Origin of the sequence: Kribbella sp. NBC_01510 (assembly GCF_045040325.1) — a bacterium.
Classification (GTDB): domain Bacteria; phylum Actinomycetota; class Actinomycetes; order Propionibacteriales; family Kribbellaceae; genus Kribbella.
This window is the reverse complement of sequence record NZ_CP109418.1, coordinates 3,316,112-3,340,048: the sequence shown is the minus strand read 5'-3', so window position 1 is coordinate 3,340,048 and position 23,937 is coordinate 3,316,112. Positions and strand designations below refer to the sequence as shown.

Here is a 23,937-nt window from a genome sequence, read left to right as displayed (position 1 = left end):
ACCGCCCCGGTTGGTCAGGCGCGCTTCTTGAAGGTGGAGAGCGACCACACGAACCCGATCGCGGCGATCCCGACACACCAGACGATGGCCTGGACCGCGCTGCTCGTCGAGGCCGGTTCGCCGGCCAGCAGACCGCGCAGGGTCTCGATGATCGGGGTGAAGGGCTGGTACTCCGCGAACTGCCGGACGCCGGCGCCCATCGTTGCGGCCGGCACGATCGCACTGCTCAGGAACGGCAGCATGATCAGCGGCACGCACGCCATCCCCGCCGATTCCGGGGTCTTGGCGAACAGTCCCAGCGCGACCGTGATCCAGCTGGTCGCGAACGAGACCAGCACGATCAGACCGATCGCACCGAGCCAATCGGCGAAACTCGCGTCCGGCCGGAATCCCACCGCGAACGCGACACCGATGATGGCCGCGACGGCGATCAGGCTGCGCAACAGGGTCTCGGCGACGTGCGCGACCAGTACGGCGCTGCGGGAGATGTCCATCACCTTGAACCGGTTGATGATCCCCTTGGTCATGTCGGTGTTCACGGCCGTCGCGGTCGCGCTCAGTCCGTAGCAGATCGCCAGGATGATCATGCCCGGCGTCGCATAGTCGATGTACTTCTCACCGACGTCGAACGCGCCGCCGATCACGAAGACGAACATCAGCAGGAGCACGATCGGGAGCAGGATCGCGTTGAACACCGCGACCGGGTTCCGGACAGTGTGCTTGAAGTTGCGACCGAGCATGGTCGTCGAGTTACTCATGATGCGTTCACTTTCGGGTTGGTACGGCCGGTCAGGGAGAGGAAGACGTCGTCGAGGTCCGGTGTGTGCACCGAGAACTCCTCGACGTCGATCGAGTGGGCATCGAGCTGGTCCAGCAGCTCCCGGACCGATTTCGCCCGGCCGTCACTGGGGATCCGCAAGGTCAGGTCGTCCTCGGCGTCCCGCGTCGAGTCGGTCAGAACCTGCTGCGCGGCGTCGAGTTCGGCGTCGCCGGCGAACCGGAGCCGGACATGGCTGCCGCCGATCAGGCGCTTGAGCTCGGCGGGCGTGCCCTGGGCGACCAGCTTGCCCTGGTCGAGCACCGCGATCCGGTCCGCGAGCCGATCGGCTTCGTCCAGGTACTGAGTGGTCAGGAAGATGGTGACGCCCTCGGCCACCAGCTGGCGGATGATGTCCCACATCGTCCGCCGGCTGCGCGGGTCCAGTCCCGTCGTCGGCTCGTCCAGGAAGATGATCCGGGGCTTGCCGACCAGGGTCATCGCCAGATCCAGCTTCCGGCGCATACCGCCGGAGTACGTCGCCACCATCTTCTGCGCCGACTCCGTCAGGTCGAACCGCTCGAGCAACTCCGCGACGATGCGCTTGCCCTCGGCGGACTCGATGCGCTTGAGATCCGCCATCAGCTGCAGGTTCTCCTGGCCGGTCAGCAGCTCGTCCACCGCCGCGAACTGGCCGGTGACGCCGATCGCCGCGCGGACGGCCTTGGTCTCGGTGGCCACGTCATGACCGGCGACGCGGACCGTGCCGCCGTCGGCCTTCATCAACGTGGTCAGCACGTTGACCGTCGTCGTCTTGCCCGCGCCGTTCGGGCCGAGCAGGGAGAAGACCGTACCGGCCGCGACCTCCAGGTCGATGCCGTCGAGCACGACCTTGTCCTTATACGCCTTGCGCAGCCCCGAGGCCGCGATCGCTGAACTAGTCATGTGACTACCTTCGGCGCCCCACCAGCCACCGCCCTGACACGCTCCTGACACCGCACCTGACGCGACGGCAGCCGCCTCACCAAGACCGATCCACGCCGCGCGGAAACAAACACCCACAGTCGGCCGACAGTTGGTTACCCGCGATCGCCAGGTTTCGTTGGGGTTTCACCAAGTGTGCGACGGCGTACGAAGGCTTTGCTTGGGGTTATCTATCTGGTAACTGGGCGGCGTAAGATCCGGCCGTGACGTTGCGACGTGGTGACCTGGCGCCACCCGCGCGGACGCTGGTGGATGTGTTGCAGGAGACGGCGACGAAGTACGCCGATGAGCCTGCGCTGGACGACGGTCACGTCAGTCTGACTTATCGCGAACTGCTGAACCAGACGACCAAGTTCGCCGCGCGTCTCACCGAGGCCGGGATCGGGCCGGGCGACCGGGTCGGAGTGCGGATCTCGTCGGGGCACAACGATCTGTACGTCGCGATCCTCGGGACGATGCAGGCCGGGGCGGCGTACGTCCCGGTGGACGCCGACGACCCGGACGAGCGGGCGGAGCTGGTGTTCGGCGAGGCCGATGTCGCGGCTACGGTCGGCGACGACCTCGAGCTCACTCTCACCCGCCCGCAGCCCGCGCCGATCCCCAGCGACGACAACGACAACGCCGACGGCTACTTCGACTACCCGTACAGCGCCCGGATGGACTCCTCCGGTACGACGGACGCACCCAGAGCCCACGGCGGTCCGGAGCCGACCGACGACGCGTGGATCATCTTCACCTCGGGCTCGACCGGCGTACCCAAAGGCGTCGCCGTCACCCACCGGTCGGCCGCGGCGTTCGTGGATGCGGAGGCGCGGCTGTTCCTCCAGCAGGAGCCGATCGGGGCGGATGACCGGGTGCTCGCGGGCCTGTCCGTCGCGTTCGACGCGTCCTGTGAGGAGATGTGGCTCGCCTGGCGGCATGGCGCGTGCCTGGTGCCGGCGCCGCGCTCGCTGGTGCGGACCGGTATGGACCTCGGACCGTGGTTGGTTGCCCAAGGCATCACTATCGTCTCGACCGTGCCGACGCTGGCGGCGCTCTGGCCGGCCGACGCGCTCGACCAGGTCCGGCTGCTGATCTTCGGCGGCGAGGCGTGCCCACCCGAGCTCGCCGAACGGCTCGCGGTCGACGGCCGCGAGGTCTGGAACACGTACGGCCCGACCGAGGCCACAGTCGTCGCCTGCGGCGCCCAGCTGACCGGCGAGGGCCCGGTCCGGATCGGTCTCCCCTTGGACGGCTGGGATCTGGCCGTGGTCGATGCTGCGGGCAACGAAGTGCAGGAGGACGAGATCGGCGAGCTGATCATCGGCGGCGTCGGCCTGGCCCGGTACCTCGACCCGGCCAAGGACGCCGAGAAGTTCGCCCCGATGCCGAGCCTCGGCTGGGAGCGCGCGTACCGCAGCGGCGACCTGGTCCGCAACGACCCCAAGGGCCTCCTGTTCCAGGGCCGCGCCGACGAGCAGGTCAAGCTCGGTGGCCGCCGGATCGAGCTCGGCGAGGTCGACGCCGCACTCCAGGCCCTGCCCCAGATCTCCGGCGCCGCCGCCGCGGTCCGCAACAGCGCCGCCGGTAACCAGTTGCTGGTCGGGTACGTCGTACCCGAAGACCCGGCCGCGTTCGACCAGGCCAAGGCGACCGCGAGACTGCGCGAGGAACTGCCCGCGGCACTCGTCCCCCTGCTGGCCGTCGTCGACACGCTGCCGACCAGGACGTCCGGCAAGGTCGACCGCAACGCGCTGCCCTGGCCGCTGCCCGGGATGGACGGCGACGGCCCCGCGGCCGAGCTCAGTGGGACCGAGGGCTGGCTGGCCGAGCGCTGGACGAAAGTCCTCGGCGCGACGGTCACCGGCCCGGACAACGACTTCTTCCTGCACGGCGGCGGCAGCCTGGCCGCCGCCCAGCTGGTGTCGGTACTGCGCGAGCGGTATCCGGACGTGACCGTCGGCGACATCTACGAGTACCCGCGCCTCGGCGCGCTCGCGGACCGGCTCGACGAGTCACAACCACAGGCGTACGTGCCGGTCGAGATCCGGGAGATCCGGCCGACGCCGAAGAGCACGCAGCTCCTGCAGACAGCGCTCACGCTCGTCCTGCAGACAGTCGTCGGCGTTCGCTGGCTTGTCTACCTGTTCACGCTGAACAACGTGCTCGCCGAGCTGGTCGGCCCGCTGCCGTGGGCCAGGACGGTCTCGTGGTGGTGGATCCTGGCCGGCTGGCTGCTCCTGATCACTCCTGCCGGCCGAATGGGCATCGCCGTCGTCGGCGCGCGCATCCTCCTCCGCAACCTGAAACCCGGCACCTACCCGCGCGGCGGCACGGAGCACGTCCGGCTGTGGGCCGCCGAGAACCTCTCGGATGCCGCCGGTGCCGCCAACCTGGCCGGCGCCCCCTGGATCGCGTACTACGCCCGCGCGCTCGGCGCGAAGGTCGGCCCCGGCGTCGACCTGCACACGCTGCCGCCGGTGACCGGCATGTTCACGATGGGCCGGGGCGCATCGATCGAGCCCGAGGTCGACCTGGCCGGCTACTGGATCGACGGCGACCGGCTGCACGTCGGCCCGGTGACTGTCGGCGCGGAGGCCGTGGTCGGTTCCCGGAGCACGCTGCTGCCCGGCGCCGAGATCGGCCGGAAGGCCGAGATCGCGGCCGGCTCGGCCGTCTCCGGCAAGGTCCCCCCGAACGAGCGCTGGTCCGGCTCGCCCGCGACCCGCGTCGGCCGCGCCCGCCACCCGTGGCCGGACCACCGGCCCGCCCGCGCCCCCTGGTGGGTCCTCGCGTACGGCGTTCAGTCCGCCGTCATGTCGCTGATCCCGGTGGCCGCGGCACTCGTCGCACTCGTCGTACTCGGCGACGCGATCGAAGGCACCGAGACGCTCCAGGCAGCCGCACTCAGGGCGCTGGGCGCGATCCCGCTGATGACCCTCGTCGGGTTCGTGACGGTCGCCGTCCTGACACTGATCGGCGTCCGCCTGCTCGGGATCGGCATCAAACCCGGTCACTACCCGGTCCGCAGCCGGATCGGGTGGCAGGTGTGGGCGACCGAGCGGCTGCTGGACACCGCGCGGACTCTGCTGTTCCCGCTGTACGCGAGCCTGCTCACGCCCTGGTGGCTACGGGCCCTCGGCGCGAAGATCGGCCGCGACGTCGAGGCGTCGACGGTCCTGCTGCTGCCGAAGATGACGACCGTCGGCGAGGGCGCGTTCCTGGCCGACGACACGATGATCGCGTCGTACGAGCTGGGTGGCGGCTGGCTGCACGTGGCCGGCGCGAAGGTCGGCAAGCGCGCCTTCCTCGGTAACTCCGGCATGGCCGCGCCCGGCCGGTCGGTGCCCAAGAACGGCCTGGTCGCGGTGCTGTCGGCGGCCCCGAAGAAGTCCAAGGCCGGTACGTCGTGGCTCGGTTCGCCACCGGTGAAGCTCCGGCGGCAGGCGGTCGAGGGCGACCAGAGCCGGACCTTCAACCCGCCGTTCAAGCTCAAGATCGCCCGGGCGCTGGTCGAGCTGTGCCGGTTCGTCCCGATGATGTGCACGGTCCTGATCGCGCTCGGCGTACTGTTCGGGTTCCAGGCGCTCGACATCTGGATCGGGCCGTGGTGGACCGTGGTGCTGTCGGGTGCCGTGATCCTCGCCGCCGGCACGGTCGCGGGCGGGATGGCGACGGTCGCCAAGTGGCTGATCGTCGGCAAGACCCGCGCGGTCGAGTACCCGCTCTGGAGCTCGTTCGTCTGGCGCAACGAGGTCGTCGACAGCTTCGTCGAACTGGTCGCGGCTCCGTGGTTCGCGAACACCGTTGCCGGGACGCCGTTCCTCAACCTGTGGCTGCGGTCCCTCGGGGCCAAGATCGGCAAGGGTGTCTGGTGCGAGACGTACTGGTTACCCGAGGCCGATCTGGTCACCCTCGGCGATGGCGCCACGGTGAATCGCGGCTGCGTGCTGCAGACGCACCTTTTTCATGATCGAGTTCTCTCCATGAGCACAGTCACCTTCGGACCAGGAGCAACCCTCGGGCCCCATGGCATCGTCCTGCCCGCCGCCAGCGTCGGGGCAGGAGCTACCATCGGCCCGGTGTCTCTCGTGATGCGTGGTGAAGGAGTGCCGGCCGGGACGCGCTGGGCTGGGAACCCGATCGCTCCCTGGCAGGGCTGATGGTTGGCCCGCTCAAACGACAGCTGGGCAACGGGCAGCCGGGAGCGACGACGGCCGGCGACCGCTACGTGCCCACCCACGGCAACGGCGGCTACAAGGTCGAGTCGTACGAGCTGGACCTGGACTACCGGGTCAGCAGCAACCGCCTGAGCGGCAAGGCGACGATCACCGCCTTCGCCACCGAGGCACTCTCCCGGGTCAGCTTCGACCTGACCGGCCTCCGGGTGTCGAAGGTGTCGGTGAACGGCCGGCGGCCGCAGCGGTATGTGCACCGCCAGGGCAAGCTGCACGTCACCCCGGCCGCGACGATCATGGACGGCGCCGAGTTCACCGTCGAGGTCCAGTACGCCGGCAACCCGAAGCCCGAGGACAGTCCGTGGGGCGAGCTCGGCTGGGAGGAACTCACCGAGGGCGTGATCGTCGCCAGTCAGCCGAGTGGCGCGGCCACCTGGTTCCCGTGCAACGACCACCCCGGCGACAAGGCGCACTACCGGATCGCGGTCACCACCGATTCGCCGTACCAGGTGGTGGCGAACGGACGGCTGGTGTCGCGGCGGGTGAAGGCCAGCCGGACCACGTGGGTCTTCGACCAGGCCGCGCCGATGGCGACGTACCTGGCGACAGTCCAGATCGGCCGGTACGACGTGGTCGACCTGGCCGCGTCGCCGGTGCCGACCCGGGCGGTGTTGCCGGGGGCCCAGATCCGCGACTTCAAGACGGACTTCGGCCGGCAGCAGGACATGATGAAGCTGTTCTGCCGGTTGTTCGGGCCGTATCCGTTCGGCGGCTACACGGTCGTGGTGACGGACGACGACCTGGAGATTCCGCTCGAGGCGCAGGGCATCTCGATCTTCGGCAGCAACCATGTGGACGGCCGTCGGAGCTCGGAGCGGCTGGTCGCGCACGAGCTCGCGCATCAGTGGTTCGGCAACAGCCTGACCCCGTCGAGCTGGCAGCACATCTGGCTGAACGAGGGTTTCGCCTGCTACGCCGAGTGGTTGTGGTCGGAGGAGTCCCGCGGCCTGACCGCGGAGCAGCAGGCGGCCAAGGCTCACGCCCGGCTGCGGGGCCTCCCGCGGGACCTGATGCTGTCGGATCCGGGCCCGGAGCTGATGTTCGACGACCGCCTGTACAAGCGCGGTGCGATCACCCTGCACGTCCTCCGCCGCCACCTCGGCGACGAGGCCTTCTTCGATCTCCTCCGCGCCTGGACCAAGACCTACCGCCACGGCTCGGTGACCACCGCCGAATTCATCGCCCTCGCCTCCACCTTCAGCCACGACGAGGAGGCCCTGCGCCACCTCTTCGCCGCCTGGCTGGACACCTACGATCTGCCGCCACTACCCCGGACCCGGCTGCGCTAGCCGTCTGCCGGTGTGCGGGCCACCTCGGCGGCGGCCTTCAGGAAGCGTTCGGTGAGGGGCGTTCTGGTGGCCCAGGCGGCGCCGGTCCACCAGGTGGCGGCGCGGCCGGGCAGCGGGATCAGGCGGATCTCGGGCGGCGCGATGCGCTCGGCGGATTGCGGTACGACGGCGGGCCCGGCACCGGCGGCGGTCAGGGCCAGGACGGTCTGCAGGTCGCCGGCCTCCTGAAGTATTTGCGGGTGGCAACCGAGTTCGGCGTACAGGCTGTTGATCTGCGCGGTCAGGCCGGGCCCGCGAGCCGGGGTGAGGCGGACCAGCGGGCGCGCGTCGATCCAGCTGACCAGGTCGCGCGGGACGTCCGCGCTCGCCGGGACCGCGAGGGTCAACCGGTCTCTTCGTAACCGAAGGTGTTCGAGGCCGGCCGGGACGGGGAGCCGGACGAAGCCGATCTGGAGACTGCCGGCCAGCAGCCGCTCGCACTGGACAACCGACGACATGTCCTCGAGTGAGATCGTGACGCCGGGCCAGCGGCTGCGGAACAGCGCGACCGCCCGCGGCGCGAGCTCGATCCCGGACAACCCGAACCCGATCGCCAGGGAGCCCTCGGCACCCGACGCGACCTGTGCAGCCCGCCGCTCGAACGCCTCGGATCGGTCCAGCAACTCCAGAGCGTCAGGAAGCAGCAGCTCACCGGCCGGGGTCAGCCGGGCACCATGCCGGCCCCGGCTGAACAGCACCGAACCGACCCGACGCTCCAGCACCTGGATCTGCTTGGTCAGGGCCGGCTGACTGGTCGACAACTCGTCGGCCGCGGCACCGAAGTTCCGCAGCCTGGCGACGGTGACGAACGCCCGGAGCAAACGGAGATCCATAACCCCAGGATATGGAATCGTACCGAACGGCTATTGGACGTCATCGATGCCCGGGCGTTTCGATGGTCGTATGACAGCCTTCCGCGCCGCCGTCGTCCAGTTCGAACCGACTCGCGATCAGCCCGCGATCAATCTCGCCACGGTCGAACGGCTGGCCCGGCAGGCGGTCGCCGACGGCGCCCGGCTGGTCGTGTTCCCCGAGCTGTGTCTGCTCGGCTACTGGCACCTGCGCCGGCACACCGCCGAGCGGCTGCACGAGCTGGCCGAGCCGGCCGACGGGCCGCTGGTCAGCCGCGTCCTCGCCCTGGCCAAGGAACTGGACGCCGGGATCGGTGCCGGGTTCCTCGAGGATGCCGACGGCAAGCTCTTCAACGCCTACGCCGTGTGCCTGCCGACCGGCGAGGTCCACGTCCACCGGAAGCTGCACGCGTTCGAGCACGAGGCGATCGCGAGCGGGTCGTCGTACACGGTGTTCGACACGCCGTGGGGGTTCCGGGCCGGGGTGCTGATCTGCTGGGACAACAACCTGGTGGAGAACGTCCGAATCACGACGTTGCTCGGCGCAACCGTCCTGCTCGCGCCGCACCAGACCGGTGGGACGAACTCCCGCAGCCCGCACGGCATGAAGCCGATCCCGCAGGAGGTCTGGGATCGCCGGGGGCAGGATCCGGAGGCCGTCCGGGTGGCCTTCGACGGGCCGAGCGGGCGGGGCTGGCTGATGCGGTGGCTGCCGGCGCGGGCCCACGACAACGGCCTGTTCGTCCTGTTCAGCAACGGCGTCGGCCGGGACGACGACGAGCTCCGCACCGGGAACGCGATGATCCTCGATCCGTACGGCCGGATCGTCGCCGAGACGCCGGTGCCCGACGAGGCCGTGGTGGTCGCCGACCTGGACCTCGAGCTGGTGCCGATGGCAACCGGTCGCCGCTGGCTCCGCGGCCGCAGACCCGAGCTCTACGGCCTCCTCACGCAGGTCATGGGAGACGAGCTGGACCCGAGGGCCGCACGCTTCTCGACGGATCCTGTCAGCTTGCCGGGACCGGAGCGTCAGTAGATCAGGGCGGTCGCGATCGCCGCGATGCCCTCGCCACGGCCGGTGAACCCCAGGCCGTCGGTGGTTGCGGCGCTGACCGACACCTCGGCATCGCAGGCCGCGCTGAGCACCTTCTCCGCCTCCTGCCGGCGGGCACCGATCCGCGGCCGGTTGCAGACGATCTGGACCGAGACGTTGCCGATCTCGAATCCCGCGGCCCGCACCCGCCGAGCCGCCTCCGCCAGGAGCGCGACTCCGGCGGCACCGGCCCACTCAGGCTCCGCGGTGCCGAAGTTCGACCCCAGGTCACCCAACCGCGCCGCACCCAGCAACGCGGTGCAGATCGCGTGCGCTGCCGCATCCCCGTCCGAGTGGCCCGAAAGCCCGGAAGCCTCATCCGGCCAGTGCAGACCGGCCAGCCACATTGGGCGGCCTTCCTCCAGCGGGTGTACGTCGATGCCGTTCCCGACCCGTGGGACCTTCACGCCAGCCGCCTCTCCGCCAGCAACGCCTCGGCCAGCAGCAGGTCCTGCGGTCGCGTCACCTTGAACGCGTCCGGCGACCCCTCGACCGTCATCACGGTGACTCCGAGCCGCTCACACAGCATCGCGTCGTCGGTCGCCCCGACCACGCCGGCGGCATGCGCACGGCGCAGTACGGCGGGATCGAACCCCTGTGGCGTCTGCACGGCGACCAGCGACGACCGGTCGGGTGTGTCGACCACTTCACCCGTCGGCGCGACCCGCTTGATCGTGTCGGTCACCGGCACCACCGGCACGACGGCCTGGGCTCCACCACGGACCGCCGCGACGACCCGCTCGATCACCTCGACCGGGACGAAGGCGCGCGCCGCGTCGTGCACCAGGATGCAGTCGATCCCGTCGACCGGGACCACGTCGAGGGCCGTCCGGACCGAGTCGGCCCGCTCGGCGCCGCCCGGGACCACGAGCAGCCGGGCGTCACCGGCGTACGGCTCGAGTTCCTTGCCGACGGCCTCTTCGGTGCCCGGCGGGACGGCGACCACGAAACAGCTGAGGTCGGCGGCGGTCGCTGCCTTCAGTCCACGGACCGCGTGGACCAGCAGCGATTCGCCACCGACCTCTCGAAACGCTTTGGGTGTCTCACCACCGAGCCGTAACCCGAGCCCGGCCGCCGGAATGATCGCCGCGGTGCTCATGCGAACTCCGGGCAGGACGGCAGGATCACGTGTTCCGACTCGACCTGATCGTGGTGCTGATCAGGAGGCGAGGACCTCGTCGAGGATGGCCTCCGCCTTGTCCTCGTTGGTGTGTTCGGCCAGGGCCAGCTCGGAGACGAGAATCTGGCGAGCCTTCGCCAGCATCCGCTTCTCACCGGCGGACAGACCACGGTCACGCTCACGGCGCCACAGGTCGCGAACGACCTCCGCCACCTTCATCACGTCACCGGAGTGCAGCTTCTCCAGGTTCGCCTTGTAACGACGCGACCAGTTGGTCGGCTCCTCCGTGTGCGGCGCCCGCAGCACGTCGAAGACGCGCTCCAGACCGGCCTGATCCACGACGTCACGCACGCCGACAAGATCGAGGTTGCACGCGGGGACCCGGACGACCAGGTCGTTCTGAGCGACGATCCTCAAGACCAGATAGGTCTTGTCCTCACCTTTGATCTGACGGGTCTCGATGTCCTCGATGACGGCCGCACCATGGTTGGGGTAAACAACCGTCTCGCCGACTGTGAAAGTCATATGTCACGTGCCCCTTTCCGAGTCCTATCCTACCACGCGGTCGGTGGTCCGGTCGGGACGTTTGCGCTGGTCAGAGGCCACTTCTCGGGTTGACAAACGCTCTCAGCCGTGCCTCGTCCGTGCGCGAACTGTTGCCCAGGACACCACTCCGGGACCTCCGTGACACCCGGTGAGACCCCTCCCGCCGTCGGGTCCGGGCGGGGTGCGGGCTACGCTTTGGTGCGCCGGAGGCGGCTGCCTGACGGCGTCGAACAGCTTGTAGGAGAGGGATTCCAGTGCCGATCTCGTTGTCCTCGCGGTCCGTCCGGCGTACCGCGCTGGCGGGTGCCGCCGCCACTCTCAGTATCGCGCTGGCGGCGTGCAGCGCGAGCTTCGGTGCGCAGACCCAGAAGCCGTACCAGGCGGCCGAGGGCAGCAACGCCGACTCCGGCTCGCTGCACGTCCGGAACATGCTGGTGCTGGCGGACGTGGACGGCAAGGGCGAACTGCACACCGTCATCGTCAACGACGGCATCGAGGACGACACCCTGGTCAAGATCGCGCAGGCCCCGGCCGGCACGCCGGACGGCCAGGCCGGCGGCGACCAGCCCGCCGACGTCACGTTCAGCGAGATCAAGACGCCCCTGGACCTGAAGGCCGGGACGTCGACGCTGCTGCCGCCGGCGACCGGTACGGAGACCGACAGCGGCGAGGCGAGCGGCGACCCGATCACGGTCACCGGCGGCAAGCCGGGCCAGGTGGTCAACGTGACCATCACCTTCGGCAAGGCGGCGCCGATCACCACCTACATCCCGGTGCTGAGCGACGACTACTACTCACCGGGCCCCCTGGGCCAGCAGTAGCCGTCCAGCACGCTGTCAGCCCTTGGCCTGGGCTGCCTTGGTCAGGCCCGGCAGCATCTTGTCCAGGACCCACGGGACACTCAGCACGCTGACGGCGCTCATCCCGGAGATGACCTGCTGGTCCTGCAGGGCGTAGGCGCCGCCGCGCTTGACCGCGCCGAGCGACGAGAAGACCGGGTCGGACAGGAACTTCTGCGTCCCGATCCCGTCGACGTACGCGACCAGGACGTCGGCGTCGACATCGGCGATCTTCTCCTTACTGATGGCGAGGGAGAACTCCTTCTTGGTGTTGGTCTTCTCCAGCGCCTCGACGCCCGGCGCGTTCTCGAAGCCCATCTCGTTCAGGATCTGCACCCGCGGGTCACCCGGCAGGTAGACGTAGTTGTCCGGGCCGAACGAGCCGACCGTGATCGTCTTGCCCTTGAACTCCGGGTGCTGGCTCGCGACCTGGGCGATCTTGTCCTGGATGCCGGTGATCAGCTTCTCCGCGTCGGCCTTCTTGCCGAGCGCCTCACCGACCAGCAGCGTCTGGTCCTGCCAGGTGGTCTGCCACGGCGCCCCCGGGTACGCGACCGTCGGCGCGATGCCACTCAGGGTCTTGTACGTCGCCTCGTCGAAGCCCTCGTACGGCGCCAGGATCACGTCCGGCTTCAACGCCGCGATCTTCTCGAACGGGTACTTGTCGCCGGTGTCGAGCAGCGTGGTCTTCGCCGGGTCGAACTCGCCAGCGCCCCAGGCAGTGGTTCCCGCCGCGGTTTGGCCGTACGTGACCTCCGGCATCCCGACCGGGGTCTCACCGAGGGCGTAGACCACGTCCTGCGCGTTCCAGCCGAGCGTGACGATCCGCTCCGGCTTCTCGGTGATGGTGGTCTCGCCGAACGTGTTCTTCAACGTGACCGGGAACCCGGCGGACGCCGTACCGGCCGAACCGCCGGCCGACTTGTCGGCGTCGCTGCCGCACGCGGCCAGCGTCGTCGCGACCAGTACGGCGGTGACAGCCGCACCGATCACGCGGGGACGGGACCAGGACATCGTGACCCTCCTCAGAAAAGCGGTTGCCTCAACTAAGGAGAGCCTAAGCTAACCCCGAAGGTCGTGGCGACCTGCGGGGGATGTGACTCAGGACTCGAACTTGTAGCCCAGGCCACGCACCGTCACCAGGTGCTGCGGGTTCGACGGGTCCTTCTCGAGCTTGGAGCGCAGCCGCTTGACATGCACGTCAAGGGTCTTGGTGTCGCCCACGTAGTCGGCGCCCCAGATCCGGTCGATCAGCTGCCCGCGGGTGAGCACCCGGCCGGTGTTGCGCAGCAGCATCTCGAGCAACTCGAACTCCTTCAGCGGGAGCCGGATCTCGGTCCCCGACACGGTCACCACGTGCCGCTCCACATCCATCCGGACCGGGCCGGCCTCGAGCGTGTCCGGCAGCAGCTCGACATCCTGGCCGCGGCGCAGGACCGCGCGGACCCGGGCCAGCAGTTCCCGCGGGCTGTACGGCTTGGTCACGTAGTCGTCCGCGCCGAGCTCGAGGCCGACGACCTTGTCGACCTCGGTGTCCTTGGCACTGACGATGATCACCGGGACGTTGCCCCGGCTGCGCAGTGCCCGGCACACCTCCGTGCCGGACAGACCCGGCAGCATCAGGTCGAGCAGGACGATGTCCGCACCGGCCCGGTCGTACTCGTCCAGCGCGTCCGGTCCGGTCTCCGCGACGGCGACCTCGAACCCTTCTTTGCGCAGCACGTACGACAACGCGTCGCTGTAGCTCTCTTCGTCTTCGACGACCAGCACTCGGGTCACGAAGCTGCCTCCTTGGTCCTGTCTGACGGGGTGGGCGCCAGGTAGATGGCCGGCTCCTCTTGGCTAGAGGAATCGGTCTGACCCGCGGCGGGTTCCAGCCGCAGCGGGAGTCTCACGGTGAAGGTGGAACCCTGGCCCTCGACGCTCCAGACCCGCACGTCGCCGCCGTGGACGGAGGCGACGTGCTTGACGATCGAGAGGCCGAGGCCGGTGCCACCGGTTTCGCGGCTGCGGGCCCGGTCGACCCGGTAGAACCGCTCGAAGATGCGTTCCAGGTCGCTGCTCGGGATGCCCACGCCCTGGTCGGAGACGGTGATCTCGACCAGGTCGCCGATCGGGTGCGCGGCGACCGCGACCCGGGTGCCGTCGGGGCTGTAGTTGACCGCGTTCTCGACCAGGTTGCCGATCGCGATCGACAACTGGTCCTCGCTGCCCATCACCTCGAGCGCCGGCTCGGTCTTCACCACGATCTTGATGTCGCGACCCTCGGCGTCCACCCGGCAGCGATCCACCGCGCTCTCCACGACCGCGTTGATGTCGACCGGGCCGGGGTTCTCCAGCGGGTCGTCACCCTGCAGCCGGGACAGCTCGATGATCTCCTTGACCAGCCGGCTCAGCCGGGAGGCCTCGACCCGCATCCGGTCGGAGAACCGCTGCACCGCCTCGGGATCGTCGGCCGCCTCGGACACCGCGTCGGCGAGCAGGATCAGCGCGCCGACCGGGGTCTTCAGCTCGTGGCTGACGTTGACGGTGAAGTCCCGCCGGATCGCCTCCAGCCGGCGCTCGCGGGTCCGGTCCTCGACCAGGACCAGCACCAGCTGGCTGCCCAGCGGCGCCACCCGGGCACTCACGAACTGCGTGGCGCCGAGCCGGCCGCGGACGATCTCCAGATCCTGCTGGCGGATCTCGCCGTCGCGGCGGACCGCCCGGACCATGGTCAGGATGTCGTCGACCACCAGCCGCTCACCCCGGACGATGCCGAGCACGTGCGCCGGCGCGCTGGCCTGGAGCACCTGGTCCTCCGGACCCATCACCACCGCGGACGAACGCAGTACCGACAGAACGGTGGCGACGCCGTTGGGCACGATAGGGTCGGGGGACTCCGGGATCTTGCGCTGGGCCCGCTCGGACAGCATCATCGCGCCGAGCGAAAGCAGGGCCAGGGCCGCGCCGATGACGCCGCCCAGCACCGCAGCCAGCGTGGGGTCCACGGCAACGATGCTACGCGGGCAACCAGCAGGGAAAGACCGAATGATCACCGGATGACCGGGACACGACCTAACTGTTCATCGGTCGTTCACCACTCGTCGCCATCCGGCAACCTCGACGGCATACGGTCACCGGTGGGCGGGTACGGGCAAGTGCCTGCCACCCCGCTCACCGTGGCACCGGACACCACAGATCGGAATCGAACACAATGCGTGACAGCTACCACGAGCAGCTCGACGACATCCTCGCCGAGCTCGAACGGATGACGCGGACGGTGTCCACCGCCGTCCGCCGATCGACCGCCGCCCTGCTGGAAGCGGACATCCGCAGGGCCGAAGAGGTCATCGCGGCCGACATCCAGCTGGACGCCGCCGGTGAAGGTGTGGAGGAGAAGGTCTTCGAGCTGATGGCGCGGCAGTCGCCGGTCGCCAACGAGCTGCGGATGCTGGTCGCGGCGCTGCGGATGGTGGCCGACCTGGAGCGGATGGGCGACCTGGCCGCGCACGTGTCGAAGATCGCCCGGATGCGCTACCCGGCCCCGGCGATCCCGGCCGAGCTGCACGACGTGATCGAGGAGATGGGCACCGTCGCGGGCAAGATGGTCGACGCGGCCGGTGACGTGATCTCGTCCCGCGACGTCGAGGCGGCCGGCAAGCTCGAGGCCACCGACGACGAGATGGACAAGCTGCGCACCAACCAGTTCCGGCTGATGATGGACGAGGCCTGGCCGCACGGCGTCGAGGTCGCGGTCGACATGGCCCTGCTCAGCCGGTACTACGAGCGCATCTCCGACCACGCCGTCGCGATGGCCCGCCGGGTCGTCTACCTGGTCACCGGCGAGCTCCCGGTCGCCGTCGGCGGCACCGCCGCCGGCTCCGGCGCCGGCGCCTCCACGCCCAACCCGAACGGCAACTGAGCTCCACCAGCCAGCAGGCGCCTCCGGCAACAGTTGCCGGAGGCGCCTTTTCGTTGCCCGCAGAAGCACATCAACTTGCGACGCGGACCGGTCTGCTTGCCTGCGCCACCGCCATACGAACGGATATCCGGCTCTTCTGCTCGAGCTGGGCGGACGTGGGGCACTCATCAACCCGGTCCATCAACCGCCCACTGCTCGCGGCCGAGCGTGGCATCTCCGGCATCGCACTGCTGTGAGTGGTGCAGGTCCGGGCAGGGGCCCGGCATCGCCAAACCCGCCACCGCCTCGGAGCGGGGTGTGGCGGACCTCCAGGCCATCACAATCAACGAGACGCCGCGACCGCCCGCGGGAAGCCGTCGCACTCGCGGCGTTGTGATGGCCTGGCCATCCGGCCGATGGCCCGCGAAGCACCCACGGAACCGACAACAGAGCCGGCTAGCCCTCGCGTCGCGAAGAGGCGGTGCCGACCAGGTGCACACAGGCTGGTCGCAGAGCAGGATGGCGGCCTGCGGGTTTTCCGATAGCTTTCCGGACGTGGACGAATCTCTCACGGACCGACTGACCAGTACCGACCTGTCATCCATGAACGGTGCCGAGTTGCTCGCACATCTCGACGCTGTGGAACAGCACATGAGAAATCTCCAGAGGGCCAAACTCGCTCTCTTGGAGGACAACCCTCAGATCGTCGCCCAGCGGCCCGAACTGCGTGCCTTGCGCGATCAGCTTCGGAGCATGGACCTTGACGCCGTCACGGGCGCCGACTTGTCCACAGCTCAGCACAACGCCTGAGAGTCGTCGGTGGAAGTGGATAACTTCACCGACATGACTGATTCAGAGATCACGCAGGCGCTCGATGCCGACCTGTCCGCCATGAGTTTGCCGGAACTCATGGCCGGCGCCGCAGCGAGCTATCACGAATTGAAACGGAGCCGAGCGAGGTTACTCGAGCTCCTGGAGGAGAACCCGGAGGCGGTCGCGCAGCATCCCGAGCTTCGGGACGAGCTCGAGCACCTGCGGGCTCTCACGCCAGAACAGATCAGCGGCCCTGGTTCTTGACGGCTTCGATGGCTTCTTTGGCGGCGGTGGGGTCGAGGTACTCGCCGCCGGGGGTGAGGGGGTGGAAGTCCTCGTCGAGCTCGTAGTAGAGCGGGATGCCGGTCGGAATGTTCAGGCCGACGATGGTCTTCTCGTCCAGGTTGTCCAGGTGCTTGACCAGCGCGCGGAGCGAGTTGCCGTGCGCGGCGACCAGGACGGTCTTCCCGGCCCGCAGGTCCGGCACGATCGCGTCGTACCAGTAGGGCAGCATCCGCTCGACGACGTCTTTGAGGCACTCGGTCGCGGGCAGCAGCTCCGACGGCAGCCCGGCGTACCGCGGGTCGCCGGCCTGGTCGTACTCCGAGCCGCGCTCGATCGCCGGCGGCGGCGTGTCGTACGACCGCCGGAACAGCATGAACTGCTCCTCGCCGAGCTCCTCCAGGGTCTGCTTCTTGTCCTTGCCCTGCAGGCCGCCGTAGTGCCGCTCGTTCAGCCGCCAGGACCGCCGTACGTCGATCCACTGGCGGCCGGCCACCTCGAGCGCGATGTTCGCGGTGCGGATCGCCCGGCGCAGCACCGAGGTGTGCAGCACGTCGGGGAGCAGGTCGCGGTCGCGGAGCAGCTCGCCGCCGCGCTGCGCCTCCTCGACACCGCCCGCGTTCAGGTCGACGTCGACCCAGCCGGTGAACAGATTCTTGGCGTTCCAGTCGCTCGTGCCGTGGCGGAGCAGGATCAGGCGATAGGTCATGGTTGCCAGCCTACTGGGGCTCCAGCCAGCCCTTGAACGCGTCCAGGTTTCGAGTGGATTCGCCCCGGGCGACGCGCCAGTCGTACTCCTTGCGGATGGAGGACGCGAACCCGAGCTCCAGGATCGTGTTGAACGACGTGTCGGCGTACTCCAGCACCGCTCCGAGCAGCCGGTCCACCTCGGTCGGCGTGATCGCGTGCAGCGGGACCCGCCCGTCCAGGTGGATGTCGCCCAGATGGTCGACGGCGAACGCGACGCCGTACATCTTCAGGTTCCGCTCCAGCAGCCAGCGATAGACCGCGGCGTGGTTCTCGTCCGGGTGCCGGGCCACGAACGCGTGCACCTGGACCGACTGCGCCCCGACCGTCAGCGTCACCGTGGTCTTCAGCTTGCGCTCCCCCGGCAGGTCGGCGGCGAAGACGCCCGGCTCGCTCTCGGTGAACTCGAGCTCGTTCTCGGTCAGGACCTGGCGGATCACGTCCGCCGCCGACACTCTCACCCAGCCACCTCCGCGGCGATCTCGGCCGCCATCGTCCGCGTGGCGGTCCGGTACGCCGCCAGCGTCTTGCGGGCGGTCAGCTCCCAGCCGAACCCCTGCGCGTGCTTGACCGCCGCCCGGCTCATGCTCTCGCGCGTGAGCGGATCCGTCGCGATCCGGCCCAGCGCGTCGGCGAAGTCGTCGACGCTGTGCCCGCGCACCAGCAGCCCGGTCTGCCCGTCCAGCACCGCCGTACTCAGGCCGCCGACCGCCGCCGCGACCACCGGCGTACCGCAGGCCTGCGCCTCCAGCGCGACCAGCCCGAAGGATTCCGAGTACGACGGAACGCAGACAACTGATGCGGCTCGGTACCAGTCCGCCAGCACCGGCCGCTCCATCGGCTTCACGAACCGGGTCACGTCGTCGACCCCGAGCGCCCGGGCCAGCTCGGCGTGCGCCTCGGGGTGCTCCATGCCGTTGCCCGACGGACCTCCGATGATCGCGACGATCAACCGCTCCCGCAGCGACGGGTCGCGCTTGAGCATCCGCGCGGCCGCCCGGATCAGCAGATCGGGCGCCTTCAACGGCTGGATCCGCCCGACGAAGGCCAGTACGACGGCGTCCGTCGGCACCCCGAGGGTGTGCCGGGCCGAGGCCTGATCACCGGGGCTGAACATGTCCAGATCCACGCCAGGGTTGACCACCTCGACCTTCGCGGGCTGAGCGCCGTACAGCGTGATCAGCTCCTGCGCCTCGTCGTCGGTGTTGGCCAGGAGGCGATCCGCGGACTCGACCACCTGCTCCTCGCCGATCAGGCGCGCCGGCGGTTCGGGTACGTCGTCCTCGGCCAGGCTGGCGTTCTTCACCTTGGCCATCGTGTGCATGGTGTGGACGAGTGGGACGGCCCAGCGGTCGCGGGCGAGCAGACCGACCTGCCCGGACAACCAGTAGTGCGAGTGGATCACGTCGTACCAGCCGGGCTCGTGGATCGCCTCGGCCCGCAGGACCGCCCGGGCGAACGTGCACAGCTGCGCGGGCAGTTCGTGCTTGGTGAGTCCTTCGTACGGCCCGGCCGCGACGTTGCGAACCATCACGCCGGGCATCAGCTCGACCCGGGCGGGCAGCGCGGACGACGTCGCCCGGGTGAAGATGTCGACCTCGATGCCCAGGCCGGCGAGCCGCTTCGACAGCTCCACCACGTAGACGTTCATGCCGCCCGCGTCCCCGGTGCCCGGCTGGTCGAGCGGTGAGGTGTGCAGGCTGATCATCGCGACCCGCCGCGGTGGACGGTCTGCGGACGGTTCGGTCACGTGGTCAGGGTAACTCCGGCGTCTGCGTCGGGAATCGGGACTTCTCCCTATCCGCCGGGCCGCCGGCGTCATGGTCCGCCGCCGCCCAGCTCGCGAGCAGCCGCAGATTCTGCTCGGACGCCGACGCGGGCTCGACGGTGTAGGTGACCAGCAGCTGATCCGGGTCGCCGGGCAGTTGCAGGGTCTCGTACCGCACGCTGATCTCGCCGACCAGGTGGTGGTGCAGGACCTTCGTCCCGAAGCTCTTGTCCTTCACGTCGTGCCGGGCCCAGTGCTCGCGGAACTCGGGGCTGTGGATCGACAGCTCACCGACCAGTTCGGCCAGCTCCGGGTCGTCCGGGTAGCGGCCGGCGTACATCCGCAGGTAGTCGACGCTCTCGGCCGCGACCGCGTCCCAGTCCGGGTAGAAGTCGCGCGAGGCCGGATCCAGGAACACCATCCGCGGCACGTTCCGCTCGTTCGGCGCCAGGCTCGCGAAGTCCGCGATCAGCGCCGCGGCCAGCTGGTTCCACGCCAGCACGTCCATCCGGCGGCCGAGTACGAACGCGGGTACGTCGTCCATCGAGTCCAGCAGCCGCTGCAGTCCGGGCCTGATCCGTTGCGTCGCCGTACGGCGTCTCGTCGCACGACGGACCGGTTTCGCCAGCCGGGCCAGGTGCTTGCGCTCGTCAACGGTCAGGCCGAGCACGTCCGCGACCGCGTCGAGGATCTCCTGCGAGACGTTGTCGGTGCGGCCCTGCTCGAGCCGGACGTAGTAGTCGGCGCTGACCCCGGCCGCCTGGGCGAGCTCCTCACGACGCAACCCCGGCACGCGCCGACGGCCACCGAACACCTTGAGTCCGAGGTCCTCGGGCTGCACCCGGGCCCTCCGCGACTTCAGGAACTCGGTCAGCTCCGCACGACGATCCATGGCTCCAGTATCCAGATCGGCCGGGTCCGGAGCCTGGTCCTGCCAGAACCAGGTTCAGCAGACATCTGGGTAGCGTCCGGCGATCGCCACAGGATCGGTGTCATCAACCTTCGCAACTACTTGGAGAACACGATGACGAACCTTCCGCTGGCCGGCCGCAATGCCGTCGTCACGGGTGCGGCGAGCGGTATCGGCGCCGCGATCGCCGAGCGGCTGGCGGCCGACGGCGCCGCGGTCGCACTGGTGTCGCGGCGGCAGGACCGGCTGGACGACCTGGCCGGCAAGCTCGGCCCGCAGGCGTTCGGAGTCGGGATGGACGTGACCTCACCGGACTCGGTCGATGCCGGGGTGGGCCAGATCCACCAGCGGCTGGGCCAGGTCGACCTGCTGGTGAACGCCGCCGGGGTGATGCTCGCGGCCCCCGTCGAGCAGGTCCGGCTGGACGACTGGACCCGGATGATCGACACCAACCTGACCGGCGCGCTGCGATTGATCGGCGCGTTCACACCGGACCTGATCGCGGCCGGCTCCCAGGGCCGGACCGCCGACCTGGTGAACATCTCGTCGATCGGCGCGCACCTGGTCTTCCCCGGCTACGGCGTCTACAGCGCGACCAAGGCCGCCCTGACCCATCTGTCCACGTCCCTGCGGGCGGACCTCTCGCCGTACGACGTGCGCGTCACCAACATCGAACCCGGGCTGACGGACACGGAGCTGGCCACTCACCTCGACGCCGACGGTCAGGACCTGATCGCCGAGATGAACGACCAGATCGGCGCATTGACCGCCACCGACATCGCCGACGTCGTCACGTTCGCGGTCAGCCGCCGTCGCGAGCTCAACCTCCGCCAGATCATCGCCCTCCCGACCCGCCAGGCCTAAGCCTCACGGCCGCCCAGATAGACGGCGACCGGACTGGCCAGGGCCGTGATGTCGTCGGTCGGATCACCGTCGACGAGCAGGAGGTCCGCGTCGGCCCCGGGCCGGATCCGGCCTTTGCGAGCGCCGAGACCGAGCGCGTCGGCGGCCACGGCCGTGGCGGTGGTGAGTGCTGTCTTCGCCGGAAGACCCGACTGCACGTACTCGGCGAGGGTCGCCGGCAGGAGTCCGTGAGGTTTGGCCGGCCCGATCCCGCCGTCGGACCCGGCGACCAGCCGGACTCCGCCGTCGTACAGGCGGTGAACGACCTGCTGCAGCGCGGCCTCGGTGATTCCGGCCCGGGCGGACGCGGCCAGGATCTCCGGCGGTACGACGACCGACCTATCCGACCCGAGCGTTCCGCAGACCGCGATCCCGGAGGCAGCGAGTCCGGCGAGCAGGTCGCCGTCGATCGTCACGCCGCCGGCCGTCAGACAGGTGCAGTGCTCGATCCCGTCGACACCGGCTGTCGCAGCCTGACGTACGGCGGCCAGCGCGTGCGCGTGTGCGGTGATCGGAAGGCCGACCGCGTGGGCCTCCGACACGGCTGCCGCCAGTTCGGTCGGGGTGAACTGCGGGCTCAGCGCGTCGCTGCCGGGCGTCACCGGACCGCCGCTGCCCATGATCTTGATGACATCGGCACCCTTCTCGGCCCGGCGGCGTACGGCCGCGCGGATCTGCTCCGGGCCGGCCACCTCACCGCCAAGCCACCAGCAATGCCCGCCCACGCTGGTGAGTGGCGCGCCGGCCGCGATGACCGTCGGCAGCCCATTGACGCCGCGGTTCCGCCAGTCCAGGACAGCGTCGTTCGAGTCACCGAGGTCACGGACAGTGGTGACCCCGGCGCCGAGGTGGATCCGCAACGACTGCTCGATGGTGGCGAAGATCGTGTCTTCCGTCGCCTCGCGCAGCCGGTCGAGGGCTCCCGGGCCACTGTCGCCGGTGAGGTGCACGTGCGCGTCGAGCAGCCCGGGCAGGATGGTGCCGCCCGGCAGTTCGCGGATCGGCCAGTCGCGCGGCGCCTCCCGGTCGGTACCGGTGATCCGGCCGTCCTCGACGAGCACGACCCGGTCGTCGAGTACCCGCTCGCCGTCGAAGATCCGGTCTGCCCGCAGCGCGATCCTGGTCATATCGGCAGTTTGTCCTGAGACGCGGTTCAGCGTCAGGGCACGTGAGTGGAAGACTTGGCGCATGACTTCCGACCGACCTCTTGCCGTGGTGACCGGAGCGAGCAGTGGGATCGGGGCCGCGTCGGCGCGGTACCTGGCCCGCGAGGGTTTCGAGGTGATCTGCGCCGCGCGGCGGCTGGATCGGATCGAGGCGCTGGCCAAGGAGATCGACGGGCGCGCGGTGCGGTGCGACGTCACGTCGGCCGACGACGTGGCCGCGCTGGCCGCCGCCGTCGGTGACCGGCTGGCGGTGCTGGTGAACAACGCCGGCGGCGCCTTCGGGTTCGAGCCGGTCGCCGAGGCGGATCTGGACGCCTGGCGGCAGATGTTCGAGGTGAACGTGATCGGCGTCGCGGCCGTCACCAAGTCGTTGCTCCCGGCCCTCATCGCCGGCCACGGCACGATCATCGTGATGGGCTCGACCGCCGGCCAGGTCGCCTACGAGGGCGGCGGCGGGTACGTCGCCGCCAAGCACGGCGCCAAGGCGGTCGTCGACACGCTGCGGCTGGAGCTGTTCGACCAGCCGGTGCGGGTCTGTGAGATCGCGCCCGGCATGGTCCGCAGCGAAGGCTTCGCGCTGACCCGCTTCGACGGCGACCAGGCCAAGGCCGACGCCGTGTACGCCGGAGTCGCCGAGCCCCTCACCGCCGACGACATCGCCGACATCGTCGCCTGGATCGCCACCCGCCCGTCCCACGTCAACATCGACCGCCTGACCGTCCGCCCCCGAGCCCAAGCCGCCCAGCACAAGGTCCACCGCGTTCAGTAGGGCCGCACTCCGACGTAGGTAGAGGTGTCACACAATCGCGGTCGTCGTGCGACGTGTCGATCGAGCCGGACGGAGAGGAGTGCACCGGGGAGCTCCAAGCGGCCGTCGGGAACTGCCGAGCGCGCTCGCCCGCGTCGGCCTCGCGCTCGAAGTTGCGGGGAAACAAATGTGCACCAGGTGACGATTAGTTTCCCCGCTACTACTTCGCACGGAGTCGATCCACCGGCGGGGACAAGACGGGGAGTGGACTGGTGGGCTCCGGCAGGTTGTAGCCGGCGTACAGGCGGCGGCGGATGTCTTCGACGGGGAAGGTCTCGCAGTAGATCGCGAGCTTGACCGTCACGCCCTCCAAGGTTGCTCTGAGCAACATTTCCTCGACGGCGGGATCGGCCGCGCCGCGGGCGGTGAAGATGTCACGGATCGCGTCCTCGACCAGGGCCAGGCGGTCCGACTTCGCGGTCTCGACGCGGGCGAACACGTCGTGCGTGCCAGGCTGCATCATCAGGCTGATCGCGAGCCGCTGGATCGGGAGCGTGGTGGCGGCCGCCATCAAGCCGCCGTCGATGATGCCGGCCAGGCGTTCGTCAGGCGTCCCCGGGATGGTGAGGATAGCAGCGATGCCGTCCAGCCAGCGGTCGAGCAACTCGGCGGCGAGCTCTTCCTTGGTGGCGAAGTAGTACGCGACCAGTCCGCGGGAAACGTCTGCCTGGGCGGTGATCTGCGAGATGGACGCGGCCTCGTAGCCCTTGGCGGCGAAGACCTCCAGCGCGGCGGCCAGGATGCGCTCCCGGGAGCGCTCTCGCAGTTCCTGATTGACGGTGGCCGACCGCGGCACGATCCCTTTCCTTTGTGGTCAAGGCCCTGAAGCGCCGGACAATCCCCGTCCTTCTGCCCGGCGCTCCCGGGCTGACCCCCCGTTATTTCAGGCCCCTCCCCAGGCGCCTTCTATAGACTGGACGTC

At 69.5% G+C, this 23,937-nt stretch carries 24 protein-coding genes; 9 read left to right on the top strand and 15 right to left on the bottom strand.

The window, feature by feature from the left end; all coding sequences use genetic code 11:
* Window positions 1–14: 14 nt before the first annotated feature.
* Both OG558_RS16600 and OG558_RS16595 read right to left on the bottom strand, forming a co-directional pair.
* A complete protein-coding gene (locus tag OG558_RS16600; RefSeq protein WP_405071064.1) occupies window positions 15–758 on the bottom strand; it encodes an ABC transporter permease in 744 nt (247 codons plus the stop codon).
* Entirely contained in the window at window positions 755–1,702 is a 948-nt protein-coding gene (locus OG558_RS16595; protein ID WP_405071063.1) for an ATP-binding cassette domain-containing protein, read from the bottom strand. The genes OG558_RS16600 and OG558_RS16595 overlap by 4 nt, the downstream gene beginning before the upstream one ends.
* 242 nt (window positions 1,703–1,944) lie before the next feature.
* Here OG558_RS16595 and OG558_RS16590 point away from each other — a divergent pair, with 242 nt between their 5' ends.
* Window positions 1,945–5,883 carry a Pls/PosA family non-ribosomal peptide synthetase gene (locus tag OG558_RS16590; RefSeq protein ID WP_405071062.1) on the top strand — a complete coding sequence of 1,313 codons (3,939 nt, stop codon included), beginning with the start codon at window positions 1,945–1,947 and terminating at the stop codon, window positions 5,881–5,883.
* Window positions 5,883–7,247, top strand: coding sequence for a M1 family metallopeptidase (locus OG558_RS16585; protein ID WP_405071061.1), 1,365 nt, complete (start codon window positions 5,883–5,885; stop codon window positions 7,245–7,247). Before OG558_RS16590 ends, OG558_RS16585 begins: the two co-directional genes overlap by 1 nt.
* Here OG558_RS16585 and OG558_RS16580 read toward each other — a convergent pair.
* The gene (locus tag OG558_RS16580; protein ID WP_405071060.1) at window positions 7,244–8,119 is read right to left on the bottom strand and encodes a LysR family transcriptional regulator; all 876 of its coding nucleotides are present in this window, start codon (window positions 8,117–8,119) and stop codon (window positions 7,244–7,246) included. The two genes, OG558_RS16585 and OG558_RS16580, sit on opposite strands and share 4 nt — an antisense overlap.
* Window positions 8,120–8,189: 70 nt before the next feature.
* On the opposite strand from OG558_RS16580, the gene OG558_RS16575 reads away from it, so the two are divergent.
* Window positions 8,190–9,173, top strand: a complete 984-nt coding sequence (locus tag OG558_RS16575; protein WP_405071059.1) for a nitrilase family protein — start codon at window positions 8,190–8,192, stop codon at window positions 9,171–9,173.
* On the opposite strand, the gene ispF is transcribed toward OG558_RS16575, so the two are convergent.
* Genes ispF through OG558_RS16560 form a run of 3 tightly spaced genes read right to left on the bottom strand, consistent with a single transcriptional unit; the run spans window position 9,167 to window position 10,875 of the window.
* Window positions 9,167–9,637: a 2-C-methyl-D-erythritol 2,4-cyclodiphosphate synthase gene (gene ispF, locus OG558_RS16570; protein WP_405071058.1), complete on the bottom strand. Its 471-nt coding sequence runs from the start codon at window positions 9,635–9,637 to the stop codon at window positions 9,167–9,169. The two genes, OG558_RS16575 and ispF, sit on opposite strands and share 7 nt — an antisense overlap.
* Window positions 9,634–10,329, bottom strand: a complete 696-nt coding sequence (gene ispD / locus OG558_RS16565; protein WP_405071057.1) for a 2-C-methyl-D-erythritol 4-phosphate cytidylyltransferase — start codon at window positions 10,327–10,329, stop codon at window positions 9,634–9,636. Before ispD ends, ispF begins: the two co-directional genes overlap by 4 nt.
* Window positions 10,330–10,389: 60 nt before the next feature.
* Entirely contained in the window at window positions 10,390–10,875 is a 486-nt protein-coding gene (locus tag OG558_RS16560; RefSeq protein WP_012918679.1) for a CarD family transcriptional regulator, read from the bottom strand.
* 275 nt (window positions 10,876–11,150) lie between these two features.
* On the opposite strand from OG558_RS16560, the gene OG558_RS16555 reads away from it, so the two are divergent.
* A complete protein-coding gene (locus OG558_RS16555; RefSeq protein WP_329484074.1) occupies window positions 11,151–11,717 on the top strand; it encodes a hypothetical protein in 567 nt (188 codons plus the stop codon).
* Window positions 11,718–11,732: 15 nt separating this feature from the next.
* Here the strand turns inward: OG558_RS16555 and OG558_RS16550 are convergent, their stop codons facing one another.
* From OG558_RS16550 to OG558_RS16540, 3 genes are all read right to left on the bottom strand, one after another.
* Window positions 11,733–12,749 carry an iron-siderophore ABC transporter substrate-binding protein gene (locus tag OG558_RS16550; RefSeq protein WP_329484073.1) on the bottom strand — a complete coding sequence of 339 codons (1,017 nt, stop codon included), beginning with the start codon at window positions 12,747–12,749 and terminating at the stop codon, window positions 11,733–11,735.
* An 87-nt stretch (window positions 12,750–12,836) separates the two neighbouring features.
* Complete coding sequence (locus OG558_RS16545) at window positions 12,837–13,514, bottom strand: response regulator transcription factor (protein ID WP_133787236.1); 678 nt, start codon at window positions 13,512–13,514, stop codon at window positions 12,837–12,839.
* On the bottom strand, window positions 13,511–14,725 hold the full coding sequence (locus tag OG558_RS16540; RefSeq protein WP_329484072.1) for an ATP-binding protein: 1,215 nt from the start codon (window positions 14,723–14,725) through the stop codon (window positions 13,511–13,513). The genes OG558_RS16545 and OG558_RS16540 overlap by 4 nt, the downstream gene beginning before the upstream one ends.
* Window positions 14,726–14,931: 206 nt before the next feature.
* Between OG558_RS16540 and phoU the strand changes: the two genes are divergently transcribed.
* From phoU to OG558_RS16525, 3 genes are all read left to right on the top strand, one after another.
* Complete coding sequence (gene phoU, locus OG558_RS16535; RefSeq protein WP_329484071.1) at window positions 14,932–15,639, top strand: phosphate signaling complex protein PhoU; 708 nt, start codon at window positions 14,932–14,934, stop codon at window positions 15,637–15,639.
* A gap of 534 nt (window positions 15,640–16,173) precedes the next feature.
* Complete coding sequence (locus tag OG558_RS16530; protein WP_405071056.1) at window positions 16,174–16,428, top strand: hypothetical protein; 255 nt, start codon at window positions 16,174–16,176, stop codon at window positions 16,426–16,428.
* Between the two features lie 33 nt (window positions 16,429–16,461).
* A complete protein-coding gene (locus tag OG558_RS16525; protein WP_329484069.1) occupies window positions 16,462–16,695 on the top strand; it encodes a hypothetical protein in 234 nt (77 codons plus the stop codon).
* On the opposite strand, the gene OG558_RS16520 is transcribed toward OG558_RS16525, so the two are convergent.
* Genes OG558_RS16520 through OG558_RS16505 form a run of 4 tightly spaced genes read right to left on the bottom strand, consistent with a single transcriptional unit; the run spans window position 16,676 to window position 20,120 of the window.
* Window positions 16,676–17,422, bottom strand: a complete 747-nt coding sequence (locus OG558_RS16520) for a phosphoglyceromutase (protein WP_329484068.1) — start codon at window positions 17,420–17,422, stop codon at window positions 16,676–16,678. The two genes, OG558_RS16525 and OG558_RS16520, sit on opposite strands and share 20 nt — an antisense overlap.
* 10 nt (window positions 17,423–17,432) lie before the next feature.
* A complete protein-coding gene (locus OG558_RS16515; protein ID WP_405071055.1) occupies window positions 17,433–17,921 on the bottom strand; it encodes a YbjN domain-containing protein in 489 nt (162 codons plus the stop codon).
* Window positions 17,918–19,210, bottom strand: a complete 1,293-nt coding sequence (gene mshA / locus OG558_RS16510) for a D-inositol-3-phosphate glycosyltransferase (RefSeq protein ID WP_405071054.1) — start codon at window positions 19,208–19,210, stop codon at window positions 17,918–17,920. The genes OG558_RS16515 and mshA overlap by 4 nt, the downstream gene beginning before the upstream one ends.
* Before the next feature lie 4 nt (window positions 19,211–19,214).
* A complete protein-coding gene (locus tag OG558_RS16505; RefSeq protein WP_405071053.1) occupies window positions 19,215–20,120 on the bottom strand; it encodes a helix-turn-helix domain-containing protein in 906 nt (301 codons plus the stop codon).
* A gap of 132 nt (window positions 20,121–20,252) precedes the next feature.
* Here OG558_RS16505 and OG558_RS16500 point away from each other — a divergent pair, with 132 nt between their 5' ends.
* Window positions 20,253–21,002 carry an SDR family oxidoreductase gene (locus tag OG558_RS16500; RefSeq protein WP_405071052.1) on the top strand — a complete coding sequence of 250 codons (750 nt, stop codon included), beginning with the start codon at window positions 20,253–20,255 and terminating at the stop codon, window positions 21,000–21,002.
* Here the strand turns inward: OG558_RS16500 and OG558_RS16495 are convergent.
* Entirely contained in the window at window positions 20,999–22,168 is a 1,170-nt protein-coding gene (locus OG558_RS16495) for an amidohydrolase family protein (protein ID WP_405071051.1), read from the bottom strand. The genes OG558_RS16500 and OG558_RS16495 overlap by 4 nt on opposite strands.
* A gap of 61 nt (window positions 22,169–22,229) precedes the next feature.
* Here OG558_RS16495 and OG558_RS16490 point away from each other — a divergent pair, with 61 nt between their 5' ends.
* Window positions 22,230–22,976 (top strand): SDR family NAD(P)-dependent oxidoreductase, encoded by a 747-nt coding sequence (locus tag OG558_RS16490; RefSeq protein ID WP_328524184.1) that lies wholly within the window; start codon window positions 22,230–22,232, stop codon window positions 22,974–22,976.
* A gap of 199 nt (window positions 22,977–23,175) precedes the next feature.
* On the opposite strand, the gene OG558_RS16485 is transcribed toward OG558_RS16490, so the two are convergent.
* Window positions 23,176–23,811, bottom strand: a complete 636-nt coding sequence (locus OG558_RS16485) for a TetR/AcrR family transcriptional regulator (protein WP_405071050.1) — start codon at window positions 23,809–23,811, stop codon at window positions 23,176–23,178.
* Between the last annotated feature and the right edge of the window lie 126 nt (window positions 23,812–23,937).